This is a genomic window from Rhodopila sp., from assembly GCF_965277165.1.
In the GTDB taxonomy this organism is placed as follows: domain Bacteria; phylum Pseudomonadota; class Alphaproteobacteria; order Acetobacterales; family Acetobacteraceae; genus Rhodopila.
This window is the reverse complement of record NZ_CBDICE010000005.1, coordinates 1,746,532-1,767,604: the sequence shown is the minus strand read 5'-3', so window position 1 is coordinate 1,767,604 and position 21,073 is coordinate 1,746,532. Positions and strand designations below refer to the sequence as shown.

Sequence of the window (21,073 nt, the reverse complement as noted above, 5' to 3'; positions counted from 1 at the left end):
ATGAGCAAGCGGTCGCAACAGATCGAGGCACTGTTCCGCCAAGGCCAGCACCTACACCGTGCCGGCCGCCTGGCAGAAGCCGAGAACACCTACCGCCAGGTGCTTCTCGCGATGCCCCGACACGCCGAGGCGCTGCACGCGATCGGCGCGCTGGCCCTGCAGTGCGGCAACGCCGAATTCGCCAACCGCATGGTCACCGAGGCGATCGCACAGAAGCCCGCCGCCGACTTCCAGTTCACCCGGGCCCACGCGCTGCTGGCACTGCGCCGGCCGGAACAGGCCGCCGAGACCGCACGCCTCGTGCTGCGCGCGCGTCCACGCAGCGCCCCGGCGCACCAGGTTCTGGGTCACGCGCTCAGCGACGCCGGCCAGCCGGAACCCGCCATCGCCGCCTACCGCACCGCGCTCGGGCTGCAACCCGAGCTACCCGACATCCGCAACAACCTAGGCATGGCCCTGCGCCAGGCGAGCCGGCTGGCCGAGGCGGAAGCAGAATTGCGCCAGGCCCCGCCGGAGCCCGAGGCGCTGGTCAACCTGTCCAGCGTGCAGAAGGAACGCGGCGCCTTCGCCGAGGCCGAGGCGACCCTGCGCCAAGCCTTGCGGATCGCCCCAGCCGACGCCGCGCTGCTCTACAACTGGTCGCTGCTGATGCTGCTGCTGGGCCGTCCCGCCGAAGCCTGGCCCGGCTGGGAGCATCGCTTCCGTGCCGGCGCCACCCCCTCGCGCCCGTTCACCCAGCCGCAATGGCAGGGCGAACCGCTGGGCGGACGCAGCCTGCTGATCCATACCGAACAGGGCCTCGGAGACGTCATCCAGTTCGCCCGCTATCTGCCGGCGCTGCGCGGCCCGAGGATCGGCGGTCCGGTCCGCTTCGAGGCGCCGGCGCGGCTGATCCGCCTGCTGTCCGGCAACCAGGCAATGCCGCCGATGGTCGCCGCCGACGCGGCACCGCTGCTGACCGATACCGTGGCGCCGCTGATGAGCCTGCCGGCGCGCACCGACCTGGTGCCCGCCGACCCGCCCTATCTGTTCGCCGAACCCGACCGAGTCGCTGCCTGGGCCAAGCGGATCGGCGGCGACGGTTTCCGCGTCGGCATCAACTGGCAGGGCTTTCGCGGCCGGCTTGAAGACCGCGGCCGGTCGTTCCCGCTGACGCTGTTCCGACGCCTGGCTGAGGTCCGTGGCGTGCGCCTGATCAGCCTGCAAAAGGGCGACGGCGAGGACCAGGTGGCGACGGCCGGCTTTGTGCTGCGGACGTTGGATGGTCTGGATGACGGGCCGGATGGGTTTCTCGACACCGCGGCGGTGATGGCGGCGCTGGACCTGGTCATCACCTCCGACACCGCGATCGCGCATCTGGCCGGCGCACTCGGCCGCCCGGTCTGGGTAGCGCTGCGGCGGGTGCCGGACTGGCGCTGGATGCTGGATCGCACCGACAGTCCCTGGTATCCGACGATGCGGCTGTTCCGCCAGAGCCGCGATGGCGACTGGGGCTCGGTGTTCGCAGCGATAGCCGAGGCGCTGGCCGGCGCGTCGGCTGGCGCCGCGCTCGCCGGTTGGGTTGGCGATCCGCCATGACGATCCCCCACATACCGGTGTCGTGGGGTGAGTTGCTCGACAAGATCGCCATCCTTCGGATCAAGACGCGCCGGCTGGACGGGCCTGCCGCCCGTGCCGACGCGGCGCGGGAACTGGACCTGCTACGCCGGGCCGCGGCCGCGCCGGCGAGGGTCGCGGAGCTGATTGCCGGGCTCGATGCGGTAAACCTGCGGCTGTGGCGGATCGAGGATCTGATCAGGGCCAGGGACGCCGCCGCTGACTTCGGACCCGAATTCGTTGCGCTGGCCAGGGCGGTGTATCGCGAGAACGACGAGCGCGGGCGGATCAAGCAGGCGCTGAACCGGCGGCTGGGTTCGGCGCTGGTGGAACAGAAGCAGTATTCGGCGTATCAACGCCCGACCGGCGCGACCCTGGCCGGCGCGATCCCGGCCGAACCGCGGAAGACACCCCATGACTGATTCGATCACCGACAACCTCCGCCGTGTCCAGGACCGCATTGCCGGCGCCGCGATCGCGGCCGGCCGCCAGCCCGAGGCCATCACCCTGGTGGCGGTGTCGAAGACCAAGCCGATCGGTTCGGTTGCCGCCGCCCTCGCCGCCGGCCAGGCGGTGTTCGGTGAGAACCGCGTGCAGGAAGCCGCCGCCAAGTTCCCGCCGCTGCGCGCCGCGCATACGCTGAGCCTGCACCTGATCGGCGGCCTGCAGACCAACAAGGCGCGCGATGCGGTGCGCATCGCCGACGTGATCGAAGCGCTGGATCGCCCCCGGCTGGCGGACGCGATTGCCACGGCGATCGCCGGGGAAGGCCGCACGCCTGAGCTGCTGATCGAGGTCAACACCGGGTCGGAGCCGCAGAAATCGGGCATCGCGCGCGATGATGCCGATGGCTTCATCGCCGACTGCAAAGGGCGTTTCGGAAACGCACTGAAAGGGTTGATGTGCGTTCCACCGCAAGGCCAGGACCCGCGGCCGCATTTCACCTGGCTGGCCGACCGAGCGGCGCGGCATGGTCTGGCGACGGTCTCGATGGGCATGTCTGCCGATTTCGAGGCCGCCATCGCCTGCGGCGCCACCTGGGTCAGGGTGGGCAGCGCGATCTTCGGATCGCGCTGACGGCCGGACCGGCCGGGCGTCCTATCGGTTGATCGGGGCGAATTCCGCCGGGATCATCAGGTTGTTTCTTTGGCCGACCAAATAGCCGGCCTCGGCGGTTTTCCGCAAATAACCCTGCCATTCCGGGTCCGCGCTCATCGCCGCCCGCCTGGCGGCGCGATCGGCGGCGTCTTGGTAAACCCAGATATGGACGAAGCTGTTGACCTCCCCGGATTCAGTAATCAGGTAGGCCAGCGGCTCTCCGAGATGGCGCTTCTGCGGGGTCAGACCGTATTCCTGGTACAGCGCCATCTGCCGGGTCATGGTGCCGGGCCTGACGGTATAGGTGCGGTGATCGACGAGCATCTTTGGTGTCCCCCTGATGGATGTGGCTGATGGATGCGGCGCGGACTAGACGAGCCGCAGGAGACGCGGGATTGCGTGGCGTCTGGCAGCCGGCGAGCCTTCACGGATGGCCGGAGCGGTGTATCCAAGCGCTCCGCCGACCGGCTGTCCAGGTTCCGGCTGTCCAGGTTCCGGCTGTCCAGGTTCCGGCTTTCGAGGTTCCGGCTGTCGGGGTTCCGGTTGTCGGGGTTCCGGTTGTTGGGGTTCCGGACCAAGGCGCAGGTGAACCGGGTTGCCGGAGCTGCCGCGGCCCGCCGGGATCGGGCCCCCGCTCAGATTAGCGCCCGCTGGAATCGAGCGCCCGCCAGGATCGGGCGACCGCCATCCGCCGGCGGCACTCAGGCCCATGCCAGCGACGCGATTCGCCGGGCGCGCATTCATTCAGAGGCCCTGGAAGAGCCTCGCCGGAGATTCGATCTCGGTAGTAATCGTTTCGCTACCGATAATACTACATCTGGGTCGTCTCGATCGCACGCCAAAACACCCCGGAGAAACGAAACGCCCCAGGGTCAATATTTCCGAGCGACTTAGAGGCCGGCCAGTGATGGGGCCCACGATTTGGGGCCCACTACCCGGGGGCCCAGCACCTGGCTACGGCCGGGCCGCGAACGTGCGGCCCGGTGCTTAGTGCGCGGCTCTGACCGGTTCGCTGCCGGTGCGTCCGCGGGCCTGGGCCGGTTCGGCGGTGATCCGCAGTGTCGAGGCGGCATCGCGAAGAATTGTCCGCATCTCCCGCAAGAACGCCATCCCGGTCGCGGTGCGTTGCACCAGGACACTGCGGCGATCCAGCGGATCGGTCTTGCGGCGCACCAGGTCGAACTCCGACAGCCGGTCCAGCGCCCGGGTGATCGCCGGTTTCGACACACCCAGTTTCGCCGCCAGGCCGCGCACGGTCTGTGCCTCGGTTTCCAGATAGCAAGTCAGGAACACGCCAAGTTGGCGAGCCGACAGATCGGGACCGTCACGGCGGACCAGTTCCACGATCGCGGTTCGCAGGATGCCGGCCAGACCGTCGCTGACCTCGTTTGTGATCATACCCCTACACCTTTCATGTCAACGGCGGTCGTCCCGGATCAGGCGACGGCCGCCAGTCGATAGTTGTCATGCGGCCGAAATCCTGTCGCGTAACGAAGCGGTGTACCAAACGTATTTGTTCCGGTGATTAAATTGTAGTTCCGCAATAATACCCTCGATTGATATAGTGCGTCGATGCATTAAGTCCTCCGGCCACTGGCTCTTGCGCCGCACCGGTCGGGGTTCGCCAGACCGCGCCGCTCGATCCAGCCGAGCACGCCGGTTACTGCTACTGCATCCATTTTGTTCGCGGACCAAGGAATCCGGGACCGATCCCCGCCATGCTGCCGCGATCTTGGGCGGCCGGTGCAAAACGCTGGTCCTGATCCGCGCGCCGGCAGCGATCGGTCGAACGATTGCGCCATAAAGTCGTTACTATTGCTAATACGTATCCCGCGAATGAAGGGTAATTTATCAATTAAAACACGGACTAAGAGGTTGTCGCGGTTTCTGAGCCCGGCTCTGGCGAACGAGATTGCCGAACAGCGACGGGTCCCGGTCCTCAGCCGATCGTTTCGCTCGGCCCGCTACGGAATCCGGAACGGTTACTTAGCGCAGCGAACGGCCACGGCCGATCGCGGCCTCGCCGAACCGGCCGCGCAGCGCGTCGATCGCCGCCTGCGCCGCCGCCCGCCGCGGCGTGACGATGTCGGCCAGATCGCCAAGATCGGCGCCCGATCCGTCGACCAGCGGATGGGCGCCGATGCCGATCAGGCGAAACGCCGGCCCGGTCGCTTCCTTCACCAGCAGCGAACGCGCCAGGTCGAACAACCGGTCCGGCAGCACCGTCGGGCCGGACAGCCGGCCCGATCGGGTGCGCGAGGCGAAATCGGTGGTCTTCAGTTTCAGCACCACGCCGCCAGCGGCCAGTCCCTGCTGCTTCAGACGCCGCGCCAACTTCTCGCACAGCCGCCAGAGCGGGCGTTCCAGATCGGCGACGGCCGACAGGTCGGCATCGAACGTGCTCTCGGCGCTGATCGATTTGGCCTCGCGCGACGGATCGACGATGCGGGCGTCCTCGCCGCGGGCGCGACGCACCCAGGCAGGCCCGTCGTCGCCAAGCCGGCTGCGCGCGTCGCGGTCGGCCAGCGCCTGCAACTGGCCAAGCCGGGTGATGCCCAGGATTTCCAGTCGCCGCGCCAGCGCCGCGCCGACCCCGGGCAGCAGGCGAACCGGTTCCGGGGCCAGCAGGGCGACGGCCTCCTCGGCGTCGATCACGGTGAAGCCGCGCGGCTTGCCGCGACCGGCGGCGATCTTGGCCATCAGCCGGTTGGCCGCCAGACCGATCGAGACGGTGACGCCGACCTGGCGCTCCACCGCCTCGGCGAAGCGCGCCAGCACCACCGCCGGGGGGGCGCCGTGCAGCGCCTCGGTGCCGGCCAGGTCGAGCACCGCCTCATCGATCGACAGCGGCTGCACCAGCGGTGTCAATTCGTTCATCAGCGCGCGCACCTGGCGCGAGGCGGCGGTGTATTTTTCGAAGTTGGGCTTGATGACGACCGCGTCGGGGCAGGCCTTGAGCGCCTTGAACATCGGCATGGCACTGCGCACGCCGTGGATGCGCGCGACGTAGCAGGCCGCGGTGACCACACCCCTGGTGCCGCCGCCGACGATCACCGGGCGCGAGCGCAGTTCCGGGCGGTCGCGCTTTTCGACGCTGGCGTAGAACGCGTCACAATCGACATGAGCGATGCCCAGGCGCAGCAGCGAACGGTGGCGCGCCAGCCGGGCGCCGCCGCAGCGCGGGCAGCGCGACGCCATCGCCTCGGCGACAAAAGTGCAATCCCGGCACATCGTCGCCACCACCGGATCGGTCATCTCAGGCCACCGGCCACAGCCGGGCGGCGCCGCGCACGCCCGAGGAATCGCCGTGCCGGTTGCGCAGGATCGGCGTGGCGATCACGTCGCTGAACGCATGCCCGGGGATCAGCCGGGGCAATTCAGCGTAGAGATGGTCCATGTTGGACAGTCCGCCGCCCAACACGATGACGTCGGGGTCCAGCAAGTTGATCACCACCGCCAGTCCGCGCGCCAGACGGTCGGCGTGACGTGCGATCGCCGCGGTGGCCTGCGGCTCGCCGGCGGCGGCGCGGTCGGGCAGCGGGCTAGCGTCGTGCGCGCCGGGTCCGTCGCAGTCGCGCGCCAAAGCGGGGCCGGCGACATAGGTTTCCAGGCAGCCATATTTGCCGCACCAGCACAGGTTGCCGGGCACTTCCGGTCCGCGCGGCCAGGGCAGCGGGGTGTGGCCCCACTCGCCGGCGACCCGGTGCGGGCCCGGCTGCAGCCGGCCATCCACCACGATGCCGCCACCGCAGCCGGTGCCCAGGATCACCCCGAACACCACGCCGAACCCGGCGCCGGCGCCATCGGCCGCCTCGCTCAGGGCGAAGCAGTTGGCGTCGTTCTCGACCCGGACCTCGCGGCCCAGCGCCTGGCTGACGTCGTGGTCGAAGCGGTGGCCGTTCAGCGCGATCGAGTTGGCGTTCTTGACCAGGCCGGTGGCCGGGCTGATCACGCCGGGGATGCCGATCCCGACACTGCCGCTGGTGCCCAGGCGGGATTCGCAGCCGCGCACCAGCTCGGCGATCGTCGCCACGGTGTCCTGGTAGCCGGACGGGGTGGCCGCGCGCTGGCGCCATGCCTCGCCGCCATCGGGTGCCAGCACCGCGATCTCGATCTTGCTGCCGCCCAGGTCGATGCCGATGCGATGATGGGTCATGGGCTCCGTCGCACCATCATGGCGCCGGCGGTCGGGCCAACTCAAGCCCGGCTTGCCAAATGGCCCGGCTCGCCACATGGCCCGGCTTGTCCAACCGCCCGACTTGCCCAATGACCGGGTCGTGCGCATGTTGCCGCCATGAACGAGACCTTGCTCGACGTCAAAGGCATGAACTGTCCGCTGCCGGTGCTGAAGGCCAACCGAGCGCTGCGCGCGATGGCGGCGGGACAGCGGCTGCGGGTGCTGGCGACCGATCGCGCCGCGGTCGGCGATTTCCATGCATTCTGCCGCGAAACCGGTCACCCTTTGCTGGCCTGGAGCGAGGAAGCCGGCGTATTCAGCTTCGTGATTCGCCGCCGTGCGGACGATCCCGAACAGAAGGCCGGCTGACGTGACCACCGCGCTGATCACCCACCAAGCCTGCCTGGAGCATGACACCGGGCCGTACCATCCGGAAACCGCGGACCGCTTGCGCGCGGTTCTGGCTGCGCTGGAGGCGCCGGAATTCGCCGAACTGCTGCGCGAATCGGCGCCGCTGGCCACGGTCGAGCAGCTCGCGCGGGCGCATCCGGCGAACTATGTCGACACTATCCTGTCGATCCGTCCCGACGCTGGCGAAACCGTGCGGCTCGACGCCGACACGCTGATGAGCAGCGGCAGCGCCGAGGCCGCCTCGCGCGCCGCCGGCGCCGCCTGCATGGCGGTCGATGCGGTCATGGAAGGTTGGGCGCGTGCCGCGTTCGCAGCAGTCCGGCCGCCTGGCCACCACGCCGAACCGGCTCGTCCTATGGGCTTCTGCCTGTTCAACAGCGTGGCGGTTGCGGCGCTGCACGCCCGCGCCCGCTGGGGCGTGCGCCGCGTCGCCGTGGTCGATTTCGACGTCCACCACGGCAACGGCACGCAGGCGATGTTCGCCGCCGATCCCGAGCTGTTCTATGCATCCTCGCATCAAAGTCCCTGCTATCCGGGCACCGGCGAGGCGTGGGAGCACGGTGTCGCCGACAACATCGTCAATGCCCCGCTGCGGCCGCGCGACGGCAGTGCGGCGTTCCGGGCCGCCTGGTCGAACGTCATCCTGCCGGCGCTGGACGCGTTCGCGCCGGGTCTGTTGATCATCTCCGCCGGGTTTGACGCCCATGTCGCCGACCCGCTGGCGGAGCTGCGGCTGGAGACCGCCGACTTCGCCTGGATCACCGAACAACTGGTGGGCGTGGCCGACAAGCATTGCGGCGGACGTCTGGTCTCGGTGCTGGAAGGCGGCTATGACCTGGGTGCGTTGGCTGCCTCGGTCAGGGTGCATGTCCGGGGCCTGATGAGGATCTAGCTTTGTCGCATGACGCACGCGCCTCGAACGTTCCGTCCGGCCGGGATCATGCTCCGGAAGGCGGGCCGAACAGGCCGCAAGACGATGTCAGCCAGTTGTCGTTTGAGGATGCACTGGCCGAGCTCGACCAGATCGTGCGCGGCCTGGAGGGCGGCAGCCTGAAGCTGGAGGCCGCGGTGCAGGCGTTCGAGCGCGGCGTCAGGCTGCGCCGGCATTGCGAGGCCAAGCTGGCCGAGGTCGAGGCCAGGGTGGAGGCGCTGGTGCAGCGGTCGGACGGATCGCTGGGGACCCGGCCGCTGGAATAGTGAAGCAGCGCGCCGATCAGTTGCTGGTGCTGCGCGGCCTGGCGGAGAGTCGCACCCGCGCGCAGGCGCTGATCCTGGCCGGCAAGGTGTTTCGCGGCGAGCAGCGGGTCGGCAAGGCCGGTGACCTGCTGGGCGAACACGATCCGCTGCGGGTGCGCGGGCAGGATCATCCCTGGGTGTCGCGCGGCGGGCTGAAACTGGCGCACGGGCTGGCCCATTTCGGGTTCTCGCCGGCGGGGCGGACCTGCCTCGACATCGGCGCCTCGACCGGGGGGTTCACCGACGTTCTGCTGGCGAACGGGGCGGCCCGAGTGCACGCGGTCGATGTCGGCCATGGGCAGCTTGCCTGGAAGTTGCGCGGCGATGATCGGGTGGTGGTGCACGAGAAGACCAACGCCCGGTATCTGGACCGTTCGGCAGTGGCCGACCCGATCGGGGCGCTGGTGTGCGATGCCAGTTTCATCGGCCTCGCCACGCTGCTGCCGGCCCCGTTGGGTCTGTGCGCGGACGGTGCCTGGGCGATCGTGCTGATCAAGCCGCAATTCGAGGCTGGCGCCGCATCCGTTGGCGGCAAGGGTGTGGTGCGCGACCCGGTGGTGCATCGGGCGGTCTGCGAGCGCCTGCTGCGATGGTGGTCCGGGCTGGCGGGTTGGTCGGTCGCCGGGATCGTCGAGAGTCCGATCACCGGACCGGAGGGCAACAAGGAATTCCTGCTGGGGGCTCGGTTCGGTGTCGTTGGGTCGGGGTAGCGCGCCCCTTGGGTCGTCGTCCCAAAGCCTCCTGTTGGCGGTCAATCCTGGCGCTGCGCTGTCTTCCGTGATGCTCTCGGTGATGGTGGAGGTGGACCATGAGCGAAGAGCTGATGATGCGGTTCCGTGCTGCGCAGGAGCGCGTGATCGAGGCTTGGGCGGTGCTGCTTGATTGCCATGTCACCGGGCAACGGGGAGACGGGGATCAGGCTTATGAGAGAGCATCGGGCGAGTTGGCCGCGCTGCTGCGGGGGGCGGGCGTTGCGGACGAAGCCGGGTACGAAATACAGCTCTGCCAGGTTGTCGGGAGCCTGCGGGCGGCGCATCGCTGGCAGAACCCGCCCTATTCGGATATTCCAGGATTGCCGGAATTTCTGCGGCAGCGGCGACCGCTGATCATCGGCGACGAGATGCTTGAGCCGCCGTGACGGGGCCTGCCGATGCGGCAAGCGGCACGAGCCGTGAGATTGATTGCAGCCGCCGCCCGAGAAGGATGCGGTGGCACAGCGGGCTTTTGTGAAATGCCAATGCCCACCTGGGGGAAGCCTTGCTTGGCGGCGCCTCGGCAACGCCGATGTCGGGGCTAGCGCACAAAGTCAGACTCGTTACTTACTAGCGATGAAACACCAAGTCGTGGTTGCGGCGGGCGTGTCACCGTCCTGGTGGCAAACAACCCGGTAGCAAACGCAGCATGCAACGACCCGATGGTCAAACCGCCCGCTTCAGCACTGGCGAGGCCTTGAACCGGACCGTCTTGCCGGCCTTGACCCTGATCGATTCACCGGTCCGCGGGTTGAGCGCCTTGCGCGCCTTGGTCTTGCGCACGGTGAACGTGCCGAAGCTGGGAAGGGTGAATTTCCCGGTCCGTTTCAATTGCCCGACGATTTCGCGGATCAGATCATTGGTCGCGCGATTGGCCGCCGCACCGGTCACTTCGGTCGATTGCTGAAGCACCTTGGCGATAAATGCCTTTGACATCCACGTTCCTTATGAGTGCGAGATCAAACCTGACGTTGATCTGTCTAAGGATCGTTTTTCGCAATGAACTAGCCGATCGGTCAACAAATTTACACGTGAACAACGAATTTATCTGGGATTTTGTGTGCAAATTTCCGAGATCGTGATCTTTTCGCAGACCGGCTCTTATCCAAACCCCATCGATGCTAAAACGCCGCGTCGCCAGCAGTGCTTTTTGCAGCACCGGCCGGCCCATGGGCTACCGGGCGTTGGCGCGCGCATGGGCCGGAATCGCGGCGTCACCAAGACCGCTGTACGGCGCCCCGGCGCCAGCGGCTCATTGCGGCGGCCGTCGCCACGGATGTCCCGGCGCCACGGACCAGGGCGCGCGATCACCGGCCAAGCCTGGCCGTTTGCCTGTCGCATGACGCACCCGGCGGACAACGTTCCGCTCAAGCGGCCATCATGCTGAAGGAATGAGGAAGCTTAGGTCAGATTTCGCTCAGATGGCTTATCGAGCCGGCGCGAACGAAACAAGCGATCCGCCGGTTCGCCCATCGCGGACCCGCCCACCGCCGTCACCGCCGTCGTCTCGGGCCGGGATACGTCGGCCAGCAAGGACCAGATCCGGTCCGGCTGCATCGGCACGTCGGGGTCATTCAACAGTCGGTCCAGCTCGTCGAGTTTCTGGCTGTATTCCGCACTGGACATGCTCACCTCTGTCAAAACCCGCTTAACCGCGCAGCGCCTCGAGGCCAATCATCACTCCAATCCTGGCGCAACCGGGGCGCTATCTGGGATATGAGGCGGCATGGGGCGTTCCGTATCGCTTGACCGATCACACTGACGACAACACCGCCGGCGCCAGCGCCGCCACCCCGGCCGCGGGGTGGGCCGGATTGCGAAACCGCAACTCCCCGCCCGGCGCGGCGTCGGGTTCGCCGACGCCGAACAGTTCCAGCCGGGACACGAAGCTGACCGCGACCACTGGACGCCCCTCGGGATTGACCAAGAACTGCCTGGCCTCCCCCTCCAGTTCAAGCCGTTCGCGCAGGCCGCGCCATTCGGATCGATCGGTGTCTTCCACGAACACCGACAGAATGCCGGGACGGGTGCCGGTCAGCCGGGTGGGCGACAACGCCGCCAAACGTCGGCGGATGGCGATCGCGACCTCGTTCTCCCGGCCGGCGCGCGCCGCCATCACGAAGATCCCGGTCCCCGCGGTGGTCACCGAAAGGTGCGCCTCGGGTCCGAACTCCTGGCGCAACGAGGACACCAGGCCGATGTCCTCGGCCTGGGCGCCGGCCAGCAGCAGCGGATCCAGCCGCAACACGATCGCCGCGTCATGATCCTGCCGCGCCTGGGTCGTCAGCATGGTGCGGATGCGCTGGTGCAGCCGCCCCAGTGCCTCGCCGTCGGGCTGGCCGTCCTGCAGACCGCCGCGCAGGCCAAGCGGCAGCGTCATCTTCAGCAGATAGCGGCCGGGATGGGCGGCAAGCCAGGTCTGCAGATCGGGATCCACTCGATCGGCCAGCCGGAACCAGGCGCCGCGATGCACCTCGCGGCCGTCCTCGGCGGTGACAACGTCGCACGCCACCTCGGCCTCGACCGCGTCACGCCGGATCAGCAGATCGTGCGGCGCGTCCTCGTCCAGGCCCGGAAAGCTGACGCTGAACCCGCGCGACCGCTGCAGCATCGCGGTGCGCGCCAGGTGGAACACCGGGATCAGCGTATTCTCGCCGCACAACCCCAACTGCAGCCGCTCGATCAGCCGATCGCGCCCGCGCGGCGTCAGGTCGGCGGCGATGTCGGCGAGTTCGGCACCAATCCGGGTCAGCAGCAACTCAGCGGCGGATCGCGGGGCGTCCGGCTGGCGGCGCACCTTTTCCAGGCTGAGCTCCACCGCGTGCCGCTGGCGCACCGCTTGACCAGCCCGCCGGCCCGACGCCGCGAGGTCGCGGATCTCGGTCAATCGCGCCTGCCACCTTCGACCGCCCAGCAGCGCCAGGAAACCGTTCAGTGGGGGATAGTCCGGGTCAGCGGGGCGCGCGGCCATTTCAGATCGAAACTCAATAACAGGGAAGTTATTCACCCCGTATTATAGCCGACCGTCAAGCTGGGTATTTGCGCAGTGCGGCATCACGCGTGCGAGAGGTCAGCGCTTGTGTTGGGTTTTCCAATTCCAGGTCTGGATCCAGTCGCGGATTGGGTGTTCCAGGGATGACTGCGGGGCCGTTGCCCCGGCGATCAGAGCACCCGCCGGCAGCAGCCGCCAGCCACCGCGCCGAATTTCCAGCGCGACCCGCCAGCCCAGCTACCCGCCAGCCTAGCGACGGGCGGCGAGCCGCATGACCAAAAAAGGCCAGATCAGGTCGCGGACCGCGCCGAAATCAGTCTGTCGGCAGTTTCAGCATGGGATGCTCAACCCCAGCCTGGCGTTGTTCATCCCACGCCACACACCATGCCGAGCAGAACAGCCCCTTCCCGGCGGCCCCATGAACGCCCTGGTCGTAGATCAACAGCCCGCAATTCATACATTTAACGTAACGTTCAACATAATACCCTTCCGGCGAAAATCGCATCCTGCCGCCCCCTTGGGCATTATCGCTTCAGGTTGAACCGCTAATGCCCAGCAAACGATTGTTTTAGCGGGCGATTCACGCTTTTGGTGGTACCACCAAAAGCGATCGCGCGCTAATCGCCCACCGTCACGCCATAAACCGCTTGGGCTTGCTGGGCCGAGACATATCCTTCCCGGACATCCTCCAGCACCCGTGCCGGGTCCCGGTGTTCCGGCGGCCCCCAGCCGCCCCCGGCGGGCGAGACAATACGGATCCGATCCCCCGGCCGGATCGGCACATTCGCGAACTTGCTCGGTGACGTCTTGTTGAAGGCCTGGGTCACCGTCAGCCACGCCTCGCTGCCGTCGCGCGCCATCAGCAGCTCCGCTTTCGCCCCCGGCAGTCCGCCATGCAGCCCCCAGGGACTCAGCTTCTGCCGGTCGCTCATGTAGGAGAACGTCATCGGCGCGGTCGTTGCGCGCACCGTCTTGGTCAGTGCCAGACCGCCGCGGAACGTGCCGGCCCCGCCGGAATCGTCCACCAGCCGGAATTCCTCGACATGCCAGGGATAGCGGTATTCGAACACCTCAACCGGGGTATGCGGGCAGTTACCGTTGATACCACCCACCGCGTCGTTGCCGTCGGCGAAGCTGCGCCCGCCCCAGCCGACCGGAGTCAGGTCGTAGCAGCAGAAGAACTCGTCGGTGTCCGGATCGTTGCCGCCGAACAGGAAGTTGCTGTGGCTGGCCCCATCGGTTGCCGCCGAACGGTCCTTCATCGCCGGCGCCAGCGCGCCCATCACCACATTGGCAATCCGGCAGTGTGTCTCGGTGTTGCCACCCACCGAAGGCCCGGGGAAATTGACATTGACGATCGTACCGGCTGGGGCCAGCACGCGGATCGGACGAAAGCAGCCGGAATTCTTCGGGATCGTCGAATCCGTCAGTTGCAATACCGCATTGTAGGACGCACCCCACGCGACCCCCAGCGTCGCGTTGATCGGTCCCTTCGCCTGCTTGTCACTACCGCTGTAGTCGACGATCAGCTCGTCACCCTGCACGAAAACCGTGGCACGGATGCGATAGGCGCGGTCTTCGATGCCGTCATCCTCCATGAAGTCTTCGAACACGTACTTGCCATCGGGAATCTTGCTGATCTCGGCCCGCATCCGTCGTTCGGAGTAGGCCATCAACTCGCGACCGAGCTCGACGAACCGCGCTTTGCCGTGCTTGCGCACCAGGTCCGCCATCCGCCGCTCGCCCAGATCGGTGGCCGCGATCAAGGCGCGGAAATCGCCGTAATTGTAGCGGGGCGTGCGCACATTCGCCAGCAGCAGCCGCCAGATATCCGGCTCGTCCACGCCTTCGCGGATCAGCTTTACCGGAGGCACCCGCAATCCCTCGTGGAAAACCTCCGTCGCCTCACCGGCAAAGCCGGCGGGGGCCATGCCGCCGATTTCACAGACATGGCCGATGGATACCGCGAACCCCATGATCTCGCCGTCGACGAAGACCGGCTTGAAGAACGTGTGCTCCGGCGTATGCAGCCCGCCGCGATACGGATCGTTGTGCACCAGCACATCGCCCGGTCGCAGCGTATCCAGCGGAATCTCCTGCACGCAGGAGCGCAGCAGCAGCGGCAGGCCGCCGATCATCGACGGGCAGAAATCCCCGGTCGCGATCAGCTCCCCGGTCGGTAGCGCCAGCCCACAGGTGAAGTCCAGCGATTCACTGAAAATGGTCGAATAGGACGTGCGCATCAGCGTCACCCCCATATCGCGGCAGATCGAAACCAGAATGCCGCCGGCGATGTTCAGCGCGACCATATCCATGCCAGGAACCTCTTGCCAGTATCAGCGAGCATCAAGAATGTGCAGGTTGCCGTAGGCATCCACGGTAAGCCGATGACCCGGCCCGACCACGGTTACCGAAGCGGTCTCCTCGACCAGTCCCGGTCCGGACAGTTCATGCCCGTGCAGCAGGCTGCCTCGGTCATAAACCGGGGTTTCGATCCAGCCCGCCTCGAACCAGACATTGCGCCGCTGCCCCTGCGCCGGCGCTGCCGAAGCCTTCGCGATGGTCGGCAATTCGACCGCGCCGGTGGCAACGGTGGCGGTGACGATGAAGGTTATGATTTCCACCGCGTCACCCAGCCGGAACCCGAACCGCGCGGCATGCTGGGAGTGGAACGCCTCCCACAACGCCGCCCGGTCGTCCTGGTGAAAACTGCCGGCATTCACCGGCACGCTCAACTCGTAGTTCTGCCCGGCATAACGCATGTCCACGCTGCGCAGGATCGTCACGTCATCGCCATGTCCTTGCATGCGCAGGTCGTCCAGGCACTCCGCCACCAGGTCCGTCATCGCCGCCTCGGCACGAGCCTCGTCGAAGGCGCGTGACGACAGTTGCACGGTGCGGTGCCGGTCAACCCGAGCGTCCGCCAGGATGAAGCCGAAAGCGGAGAACTGGCCGGGGAAGTTCGGCACTACCGCGCGCCGGACCGAGGCCTCCTGCATCAGGTCGCAGACATGCAGCGGCCCTGCTCCACCGAACGGCATGATGGTAAAATCCCGCGGGTCCAGCCCCTGCTCGGTCAGCGAGGTATGCAGCGCCCCCACCATGGTGTTGTTGGCTATGCGCACGATCGCCAGCGCGGTCTGCTCCACGCCCATGCCCACCTGCGCCGCCAGCCCGGCGACAGCGTCACGTGCCGCGGCCGGATCGAGCTTCATGCTGCCGCCGAGGAAATTGTCCGCCGCGATTCGCCCCAGCACGACATTGGCGTCGGTCACCGTTGGTTCGGTGCCGCCGCGCCCATAGCAGGCCGGCCCGGGCCGCGCGCCGGCGCTTTGCGGCCCCACCACCAGCATCCCGCCGGTATCGACCCTGGCCAGCGACCCGCCGCCGGCGCCGATGGTGCGGATATCGATCATCGGGATCTGCACCGGACGGCCCCATTCGATCTCGAAATCGGTGGTGAACCGCTCTTGCCCGCCGACAATGGTCGAGACGTCGGTAGACGTGCCGCCCATGTCCAAGGTGACCACGTTCTCGATCCCCAGCAGCCCGGCCACCCGCTTCGCCGCGATGACCCCGCCGGTCGGCCCCGACACCGCCATCTGGATCGGCGAGGCGGCTGCCGCGTCCAACGTCATCTCCCCGCCGTTGGACCGCATGACCACGATCGGCGCCGCGATCCCGGCACCATCCAGCCGAGCCCGCAAGGATCCCAACTGTTGGCGAACGATCGGCTTCACGTAGGCGTCGCACAGCGTGGTCGAGGAGCGGAAATGCTCCTTCCATTTCGGCAGCACGTCATAGGAGATCGACACCGGCACGTCTGCCATCTCGGCGGCGAAGATATCGCGGATGCGCCGCTCGTGCGCCGGTTCGATGTAGGAGTGCATCAGCATCACCGCCACCGCCTGGACCTCATTCTCGTCGCGCATCCGCCGCGCCAGGGCCCGCACGCTGTCCTCGTTCAGCGGCGTCAGCACCGCGCCGTTGGCGCCGATGCGTTCGGCGACCTCATAGGCGTGGCGGCGCTTCAGGAAAGGCTTCGGCTTGACCCAGGCCAGGTCATAGTGATGGCGCCGGTTGCCGCGTCCGATGAACGGAATATCGCGGAAGCCTTCGGTCGTGACATAGCCGACCACCGCACCCTTGCGCTCCAGTAAAGCATTGGTCACCACCGTGGTGCCCAGCCGTAGCTCGGACAGCTGCTCGGACCGGGCATCGCTCAGACCAGTCAGGATGCCCTCGGTCGGATCGGCCGGCGTGGACATGTTCTTCCAGGCCCGCAATGTGCACGTGGTGCTGTCGTAAGCAACGAAGTCGGTGAAGGTGCCGCCGACATCGATTCCCAGCCGCATCATGACGCTGCCTCCTGATAATCGGCTGGCGTGTAATCGACGGGCGTGGCGTGCCAGCCCTCGGTTCGGCGCTTCCAGTAGCGTTCCCGCAGCGTGGCCGAGATCGGGCCGGGACGATCGTTGCCCATGATACGACCATCCAGCCGCGATACCGGCATCACGCCGCCCGCCGTGGTGCAGATCAACAGCTCATCGGCGGCGCGCAATTCAGCCACCGCCACCGGCCGAACCTCGCAGCGCAGCCCAAGCTCGGCGCATAGCTCGATGACCGACATTCGGGTAATGCCCGCGAGCGCACCACGATCCGGTGTAGAAACGACGTTGTCGGTGACGCTGAACACGTTGAAGCCCGGACCCTCGGTGACCATTCCGGCCGAGTCCGCCAGCACGGCGGTGTCCGCGCCACAATCATGCGCCTGGAACAATGCCTGGGTGAGGTCGCCCCAGTGGAAATTCTTCACCGTCGGGTCGATCGAGGCCTCCGGTATCCGCGGCACCTCGGCGACGATCAGATGCGCGCCCCGCGCCTGCGCCTCCGGCGAGATAACCGACACATAGGGGCGGGCGAATGCCGCCAGGTAGTTCCGGCAGTTCAACGGATGCGGCGGCAATCCGGTCTTTGGCGCACCGCGCAGGCAGTCCATCGCGACATAGGCCTCGCGCAGGGCTGACAGCCGCACCAGCCGGATCAGGATGGCGCGAATATCGCCGTCACTCAGTTCGGGATCGAGCCGCAGCGCCTGCATCGAGGCGCGAAACCGCGCAAGGTGGTCGTCCAGCCGGAAGAACGCGCCGTTGCAGACGCTGACAACATCATAGGTCGCGTCGGACCGCCGGTAGCCGTAGTCGGTCAGCGGAATGCAGGCCTCGGCCAGCGGCGTGACCCGGCCATCCACATAAGCCACCCCACTGGCGAACCGCGATTGCGCCATCGCGATCAATGCCCGCTCGCTTCTATTTCGGCCGTTCGCCTTTCCGGCACGACCCGCGGCTTGACACGCCCGGCGCGTGTCCAGCGGCGCGGCCAGACCAGATCCCGACCCGCGGCTATTCCGTTGGGGCGGAAAATCATGATCAGCGCCAGCACCAGACCCAGCCCCAATTCCTGGCTGCCCTCCGGCAGCACGAAGGTGGCGGACCCGATCGGCACACCCTGCTCGAGCCGGCGCAGGACTTCCACCACGACGGTAACCAAAACCACACCCAGGACGGCGCCGCTCAGGCTCCCCAGCCCTCCCACGACCAGCATCGCCAAGGTAATGAAGGACAGGCTCAGATAGAACGTGTCGGCGGTCAGAATACCCAGGAAATGCCCCCAGATCGCCCCGCCTGCGCCAACGATGGCGGCACTCAGCACAAACGCCAGCAGCCGGACGCGCAGGACGTTCACCGCCGAAGCCTTGGCCGCAACCTCGTCGTCGCGGGAGGCTCGCAGCATCAGCCCGATCCTGGAAACCGCGAACAGATGCGCCACCAGGATCGCGGCGGCGGCGAAGCCGAATGCCAGCCACGGTCCGACCACTGTTGGAATGCCGATGATCGAGCTGGTGCCGGCGGTCACCGAATCCCAGTTCGAGTAGACGCTGTTGATGATCATCAGGAATGCAAAGGTGGCAATCGAGGCGGCGATGCCGGACAGCCGCATGATCGCCGCCCCCAGCAGCAACGCCACGACGGCAGCCAATACGGCAGCGCCGGCGATGCCGACCGGAATCGGATACTGGTTGTTCTGCAGCGCATCCGGCAGCCCGGTCAGCATGATGCTCTTCCAGTTCGGGTCCACTGTCGCCCACGCCGCGGCATAGGCGCCGATGCACATGAAGCCGATATGGCCAAACGAGATCACCCCGGAGTTGCCGATGAACACCCACATGCCAACCACGACGACCATGCGGATCAGCATCTCGACCAACGAGGTCTGGATCTGGTCGCCACCGAGCACGCCAATGAGGGTCACCACGGCGACCGCCGCAATCAGCAGCAGCGGCGTCGCCAGCCCGCGCAGGACGCCTCTCACACCCGCTCCACGAGGGTGCGGGACGGGATCAGGCCGGACGGCCGCAGCAACAGCACCAGGATGACGAAGGCAAACGCGAAGGCGTCGCGAAACACCCGCAGATCGGACGGCAGGTAGGCCTGCAGCATGATGATGACGAATCCCACCAGGAAGCCACCCGCCACCGCGCCCGGCAGGCTGCCCATGCCGCCCACGACGACGGCCACGAAGGCGAACAGCGCCAGCGGCACGCCCATGACGTTGCTGAGCGACCCGGTCTGAGCCAGGAACAGCAGCGACACAGCCGCCGCCAGCACGCCGCTGACCGCGAACGCCAGCCCGATGACGAAATTGCCGCGTACGCCAAGGTATTGGGCCATGCGGAAATCCTCCGCCGCCGCGCGCATCTGCACCCCCCAGCGCGTGCGGTAGAGGAACAATGTCAGCAGTCCCATCAGGACAAGTGTCGTGATGATCGTCACCACCTGCAGCAGCGGCACCCGCAGGCCAGCCATCATGATTTGCGCTGTCAGCCCGGGCCACAGGTTGGCCGATTTGGGTCGGGCGCCATAGGCCATCAGCACGCCGTTCTGGATCATGTAGCTGACCGCGAATGATGCGATCATCAACGTCGGCGCGCTGGTGCGTCGCAACGGCCGGAACACCAGCACGTCGGTCAACAACGCCACAAGAACAACGATGGCGCAGACCGCGGGGATCAGCAAAGCCCAATTCCAGGCGCCGATGAACATCTTTGCCACCACATTCGACGATGGGATGATCAGTGCATAGGCGCCCAGCGTGATGAAATCGCCATGCGCGAAATTCACCAGCCGCAGAATGCCGAACAGCAGTCCGATCCCCAGTGCCACCAGCGCATACAGGCTGCCCAGGCTCAATGCGTCGATCAGGTTCTGCACGAAGTCGATCAAGCCGTCGCTTCCTCTTCGCTGGCACCAACCGGCGTCGGGGCCACACCAAAGCCGAAATAGGCCGACTTGATGGCTTCCCCGTCCTGCAGCGCCGAGGCAGCGCCGTGCAGCTTGATGCCACCGTTGCGAATGACGTAGATGCGGTCGGCGAAGCGCAGGATGCGATGCGAGCTCTGCTCGTTGATCAGCAGGGTCAGTCCCTCCTGGCGTCGCAGTTCCAGCAGGATCTCGTAAACGCTATCGACAATGCGCGGCGCCAGGCCGAGCGAAGGCTCGTCCACCATCATCAGCTTTGGCCCGGTCATCAGGGCGCGGCCGATCGACAGCATCTGCTGCTCGCCGCCCGACAGCCGCGCTGCGGGCGAGCGCCAGCGCTCCTTCAGTTGCGGAAAATAGTTGGCTATCCGCTCCAGCGCGGCAGAGGCCTGCTTTGCGCTGGGCCGCATGTAGCCGCCGATCCGCAGGTTCTCCTCGACGCTCAGGGTGCCGAAGACATGGCGTCCTTCCGGCACCAGCGACAGACCCAACCTGGCAATCCGCTCCGGCTTGCGCGCCGGCAATTCGGTGCCGTGAAAGCGGATCGACCCGGTGGTTCGGGCGACACCGCCGGCGATGGCCGCCAGGGTGGTGGACTTGCCGGCGCCGTTCGGCCCGATCAGACAGACGACCTCGCCCTGGCGCACCTCCATGGTCAGGCCGCGCAGTGCCACCAGCCGGCCGTAGCGCACCTCCACGTCGTGCAGGTCCAGCATCGCGCTCATGGCTCCATCCCCAGATAGGCGGCGATCACCTCGGGGTTGTCCTGGATCTCGGTGGGCCGGCCTTCGGCCAGGGTGCGGCCGCCGTCGAGCACGTGGATGCGGTCGCACACGCCCATGATGACGTGCATGTTGTGCTCGATCAGCAGGACGCCGCAGTCGAAGCGGCGCGGGATGGTGGCGACCCACTCGGCCAGACCTTCGCATTCGGCGTCCGACATGCCGGCCGCCGGCTCGTCCAGCAGAATGAACGCCGGGGACAGGATCAGCGCTCGGGCGATGCCGACCCGGCGTTCATCGGTGTAGGCCAGGGTTCCGGCGATACGGTGCGCCTGCTCGGCCAGGCCGATCCAGTCGAGCATCGCCATCGCCCGCTCCGCCGCGCTGCGCCGGCTGAGACCCAGGCCGACGGCGGTGACTTCGATGTTTTCCAGTACGCTCATGTCGCGGAACAGGCGGCCCGCCTGGAAGCTGCGGGCCACGCCTTGCTTGCGGAACTTGTCCGGCGACCAGCCGTCGGTCGGATCGCCACCGAGCAGAACCCGGCCGGCGGTCGGGCGCTGGAAGCCGGTCAGGCAGTTGACCAGCGTGGTTTTGCCGGCGCCGTTCGGGCCGATCAGCCCGAACACCTCGTGCCGCCTGACCGTCAACGTAACGTCGGAGACCGCGGCCACGCCGCCGAAACGGACTTCCAGCTTTTCCGCTGTCAGCTCCGCCGCCTGGGGTTGCCCCACGACGTCGGGACGGTCGGTCAGCAGGCTGAGCGAAGC

At 67.2% G+C, this 21,073-nt stretch carries 22 protein-coding genes; 8 read left to right on the top strand and 14 right to left on the bottom strand.

Going from position 1 to position 21,073, the window contains the following annotated elements:
- From ACQY4Y_RS08870 to ACQY4Y_RS08860, 3 genes are read left to right on the top strand one after another with little or no spacing between them, the layout of a single operon-like run.
- Positions 1–1,578, top strand: coding sequence for a tetratricopeptide repeat protein (locus ACQY4Y_RS08870; RefSeq protein WP_428490183.1), 1,578 nt, complete (start codon positions 1–3; stop codon positions 1,576–1,578).
- Positions 1,575–2,018, top strand: coding sequence for a DUF6165 family protein (locus ACQY4Y_RS08865; RefSeq protein WP_428490182.1), 444 nt, complete (start codon positions 1,575–1,577; stop codon positions 2,016–2,018). The genes ACQY4Y_RS08870 and ACQY4Y_RS08865 overlap by 4 nt, the downstream gene beginning before the upstream one ends.
- A complete protein-coding gene (locus ACQY4Y_RS08860; RefSeq protein ID WP_428490181.1) occupies positions 2,011–2,673 on the top strand; it encodes a YggS family pyridoxal phosphate-dependent enzyme in 663 nt (220 codons plus the stop codon). Before ACQY4Y_RS08865 ends, ACQY4Y_RS08860 begins: the two co-directional genes overlap by 8 nt.
- 21 nt (positions 2,674–2,694) lie before the next feature.
- Here ACQY4Y_RS08860 and ACQY4Y_RS08855 read toward each other — a convergent pair whose 3' ends face one another.
- The 4 genes from ACQY4Y_RS08855 to ACQY4Y_RS08840 all read right to left on the bottom strand — a co-directional run bounded on the left by ACQY4Y_RS08855 (position 2,695) and on the right by ACQY4Y_RS08840 (position 6,850).
- The gene (locus ACQY4Y_RS08855; protein WP_428490180.1) at positions 2,695–3,018 is read right to left on the bottom strand and encodes an NIPSNAP family protein; all 324 of its coding nucleotides are present in this window, start codon (positions 3,016–3,018) and stop codon (positions 2,695–2,697) included.
- 663 nt (positions 3,019–3,681) lie between these two features.
- The gene (locus ACQY4Y_RS08850) at positions 3,682–4,092 is read right to left on the bottom strand and encodes a MarR family transcriptional regulator (protein WP_428490179.1); all 411 of its coding nucleotides are present in this window, start codon (positions 4,090–4,092) and stop codon (positions 3,682–3,684) included.
- Positions 4,093–4,680: 588 nt separating this feature from the next.
- The gene (locus tag ACQY4Y_RS08845; RefSeq protein WP_428490178.1) at positions 4,681–5,949 is read right to left on the bottom strand and encodes a DNA polymerase IV; all 1,269 of its coding nucleotides are present in this window, start codon (positions 5,947–5,949) and stop codon (positions 4,681–4,683) included.
- A gap of 1 nt (position 5,950) precedes the next feature.
- Positions 5,951–6,850 (bottom strand): ROK family protein, encoded by a 900-nt coding sequence (locus ACQY4Y_RS08840; protein WP_428490177.1) that lies wholly within the window; start codon positions 6,848–6,850, stop codon positions 5,951–5,953.
- Between the two features lie 138 nt (positions 6,851–6,988).
- Here ACQY4Y_RS08840 and ACQY4Y_RS08835 point away from each other — a divergent pair, with 138 nt between their 5' ends.
- The 5 genes from ACQY4Y_RS08835 (at position 6,989) to ACQY4Y_RS08815 (ending at position 9,656) form a co-directional block, all read left to right on the top strand.
- On the top strand, positions 6,989–7,240 hold the full coding sequence (locus tag ACQY4Y_RS08835) for a sulfurtransferase TusA family protein (protein WP_428490176.1): 252 nt from the start codon (positions 6,989–6,991) through the stop codon (positions 7,238–7,240).
- Between the two features lies 1 nt (position 7,241).
- Positions 7,242–8,174: a histone deacetylase family protein gene (locus ACQY4Y_RS08830; protein ID WP_428490175.1), complete on the top strand. Its 933-nt coding sequence runs from the start codon at positions 7,242–7,244 to the stop codon at positions 8,172–8,174.
- 95 nt (positions 8,175–8,269) lie between these two features.
- Positions 8,270–8,479, top strand: a complete 210-nt coding sequence (gene xseB / locus ACQY4Y_RS08825; RefSeq protein WP_428490766.1) for an exodeoxyribonuclease VII small subunit — start codon at positions 8,270–8,272, stop codon at positions 8,477–8,479.
- Positions 8,476–9,228, top strand: coding sequence for a TlyA family RNA methyltransferase (locus tag ACQY4Y_RS08820; protein WP_428490765.1), 753 nt, complete (start codon positions 8,476–8,478; stop codon positions 9,226–9,228). The genes xseB and ACQY4Y_RS08820 overlap by 4 nt, the downstream gene beginning before the upstream one ends.
- Before the next feature lie 98 nt (positions 9,229–9,326).
- Entirely contained in the window at positions 9,327–9,656 is a 330-nt protein-coding gene (locus ACQY4Y_RS08815) for a hypothetical protein (RefSeq protein ID WP_428490174.1), read from the top strand.
- A gap of 280 nt (positions 9,657–9,936) precedes the next feature.
- Here ACQY4Y_RS08815 and ACQY4Y_RS08810 read toward each other — a convergent pair whose 3' ends face one another.
- The 10 genes from ACQY4Y_RS08810 to ACQY4Y_RS08765 form a co-directional block, all read right to left on the bottom strand.
- Positions 9,937–10,206 carry an HU family DNA-binding protein gene (locus tag ACQY4Y_RS08810; protein ID WP_428490173.1) on the bottom strand — a complete coding sequence of 90 codons (270 nt, stop codon included), beginning with the start codon at positions 10,204–10,206 and terminating at the stop codon, positions 9,937–9,939.
- A 465-nt stretch (positions 10,207–10,671) separates the two neighbouring features.
- On the bottom strand, positions 10,672–10,896 hold the full coding sequence (locus tag ACQY4Y_RS08805; RefSeq protein ID WP_428490172.1) for a hypothetical protein: 225 nt from the start codon (positions 10,894–10,896) through the stop codon (positions 10,672–10,674).
- Between the two features lie 127 nt (positions 10,897–11,023).
- Positions 11,024–12,241 (bottom strand): hypothetical protein, encoded by a 1,218-nt coding sequence (locus tag ACQY4Y_RS08800; protein ID WP_428490171.1) that lies wholly within the window; start codon positions 12,239–12,241, stop codon positions 11,024–11,026.
- Positions 12,242–12,879: 638 nt separating this feature from the next.
- Positions 12,880–14,577, bottom strand: coding sequence for a hydantoinase B/oxoprolinase family protein (locus ACQY4Y_RS08795; protein ID WP_428490170.1), 1,698 nt, complete (start codon positions 14,575–14,577; stop codon positions 12,880–12,882).
- Positions 14,578–14,598: 21 nt separating this feature from the next.
- Positions 14,599–16,620 (bottom strand): hydantoinase/oxoprolinase family protein, encoded by a 2,022-nt coding sequence (locus ACQY4Y_RS08790; RefSeq protein WP_428490169.1) that lies wholly within the window; start codon positions 16,618–16,620, stop codon positions 14,599–14,601.
- Positions 16,617–17,549 (bottom strand): aminotransferase class IV, encoded by a 933-nt coding sequence (locus ACQY4Y_RS08785; protein ID WP_428490168.1) that lies wholly within the window; start codon positions 17,547–17,549, stop codon positions 16,617–16,619. The genes ACQY4Y_RS08790 and ACQY4Y_RS08785 overlap by 4 nt, the downstream gene beginning before the upstream one ends.
- Before the next feature lie 5 nt (positions 17,550–17,554).
- The gene (locus ACQY4Y_RS08780; protein WP_428490167.1) at positions 17,555–18,634 is read right to left on the bottom strand and encodes a branched-chain amino acid ABC transporter permease; all 1,080 of its coding nucleotides are present in this window, start codon (positions 18,632–18,634) and stop codon (positions 17,555–17,557) included.
- Positions 18,631–19,545 (bottom strand): branched-chain amino acid ABC transporter permease, encoded by a 915-nt coding sequence (locus ACQY4Y_RS08775; RefSeq protein WP_428490166.1) that lies wholly within the window; start codon positions 19,543–19,545, stop codon positions 18,631–18,633. Before ACQY4Y_RS08775 ends, ACQY4Y_RS08780 begins: the two co-directional genes overlap by 4 nt.
- Positions 19,542–20,306 (bottom strand): ABC transporter ATP-binding protein, encoded by a 765-nt coding sequence (locus ACQY4Y_RS08770; RefSeq protein WP_428490165.1) that lies wholly within the window; start codon positions 20,304–20,306, stop codon positions 19,542–19,544. The genes ACQY4Y_RS08775 and ACQY4Y_RS08770 overlap by 4 nt, the downstream gene beginning before the upstream one ends.
- Positions 20,303–21,037, bottom strand: a complete 735-nt coding sequence (locus tag ACQY4Y_RS08765; RefSeq protein WP_428490164.1) for an ABC transporter ATP-binding protein — start codon at positions 21,035–21,037, stop codon at positions 20,303–20,305. The genes ACQY4Y_RS08770 and ACQY4Y_RS08765 overlap by 4 nt, the downstream gene beginning before the upstream one ends.
- Between the last annotated feature and the right edge of the window lie 36 nt (positions 21,038–21,073).

Bases quoted from the DNA above. Each gene is read 5' to 3' on its own strand.
- ACQY4Y_RS08785 (WP_428490168.1), bottom strand. From the start codon at position 17,549: ATGGCGCAATCGCGGTTCGCCAGTGGGGTGGCTTATGTGGATGGCCGG.
- ACQY4Y_RS08840 (WP_428490177.1), bottom strand. From the start codon at position 6,850: ATGACCCATCATCGCATCGGCATCGACCTGGGCGGCAGCAAGATCGAG.
- ACQY4Y_RS08795 (WP_428490170.1), bottom strand. From the start codon at position 14,577: ATGGATATGGTCGCGCTGAACATCGCCGGCGGCATTCTGGTTTCGATC.
- ACQY4Y_RS08845 (WP_428490178.1), bottom strand. From the start codon at position 5,949: ATGACCGATCCGGTGGTGGCGACGATGTGCCGGGATTGCACTTTTGTC.
- ACQY4Y_RS08805 (WP_428490172.1), bottom strand. From the start codon at position 10,896: ATGTCCAGTGCGGAATACAGCCAGAAACTCGACGAGCTGGACCGACTG.
- ACQY4Y_RS08835 (WP_428490176.1), top strand. From the start codon at position 6,989: ATGAACGAGACCTTGCTCGACGTCAAAGGCATGAACTGTCCGCTGCCG.
- ACQY4Y_RS08860 (WP_428490181.1), top strand. From the start codon at position 2,011: ATGACTGATTCGATCACCGACAACCTCCGCCGTGTCCAGGACCGCATT.
- ACQY4Y_RS08870 (WP_428490183.1), top strand. From the start codon at position 1: ATGAGCAAGCGGTCGCAACAGATCGAGGCACTGTTCCGCCAAGGCCAG.
- ACQY4Y_RS08800 (WP_428490171.1), bottom strand. From the start codon at position 12,241: ATGGCCGCGCGCCCCGCTGACCCGGACTATCCCCCACTGAACGGTTTC.
- ACQY4Y_RS08810 (WP_428490173.1), bottom strand. From the start codon at position 10,206: ATGTCAAAGGCATTTATCGCCAAGGTGCTTCAGCAATCGACCGAAGTG.
- ACQY4Y_RS08815 (WP_428490174.1), top strand. From the start codon at position 9,327: ATGAGCGAAGAGCTGATGATGCGGTTCCGTGCTGCGCAGGAGCGCGTG.
- ACQY4Y_RS08790 (WP_428490169.1), bottom strand. From the start codon at position 16,620: ATGATGCGGCTGGGAATCGATGTCGGCGGCACCTTCACCGACTTCGTT.
- ACQY4Y_RS08770 (WP_428490165.1), bottom strand. From the start codon at position 20,306: ATGAGCGCGATGCTGGACCTGCACGACGTGGAGGTGCGCTACGGCCGG.
- ACQY4Y_RS08855 (WP_428490180.1), bottom strand. From the start codon at position 3,018: ATGCTCGTCGATCACCGCACCTATACCGTCAGGCCCGGCACCATGACC.
- ACQY4Y_RS08850 (WP_428490179.1), bottom strand. From the start codon at position 4,092: ATGATCACAAACGAGGTCAGCGACGGTCTGGCCGGCATCCTGCGAACC.
- ACQY4Y_RS08865 (WP_428490182.1), top strand. From the start codon at position 1,575: ATGACGATCCCCCACATACCGGTGTCGTGGGGTGAGTTGCTCGACAAG.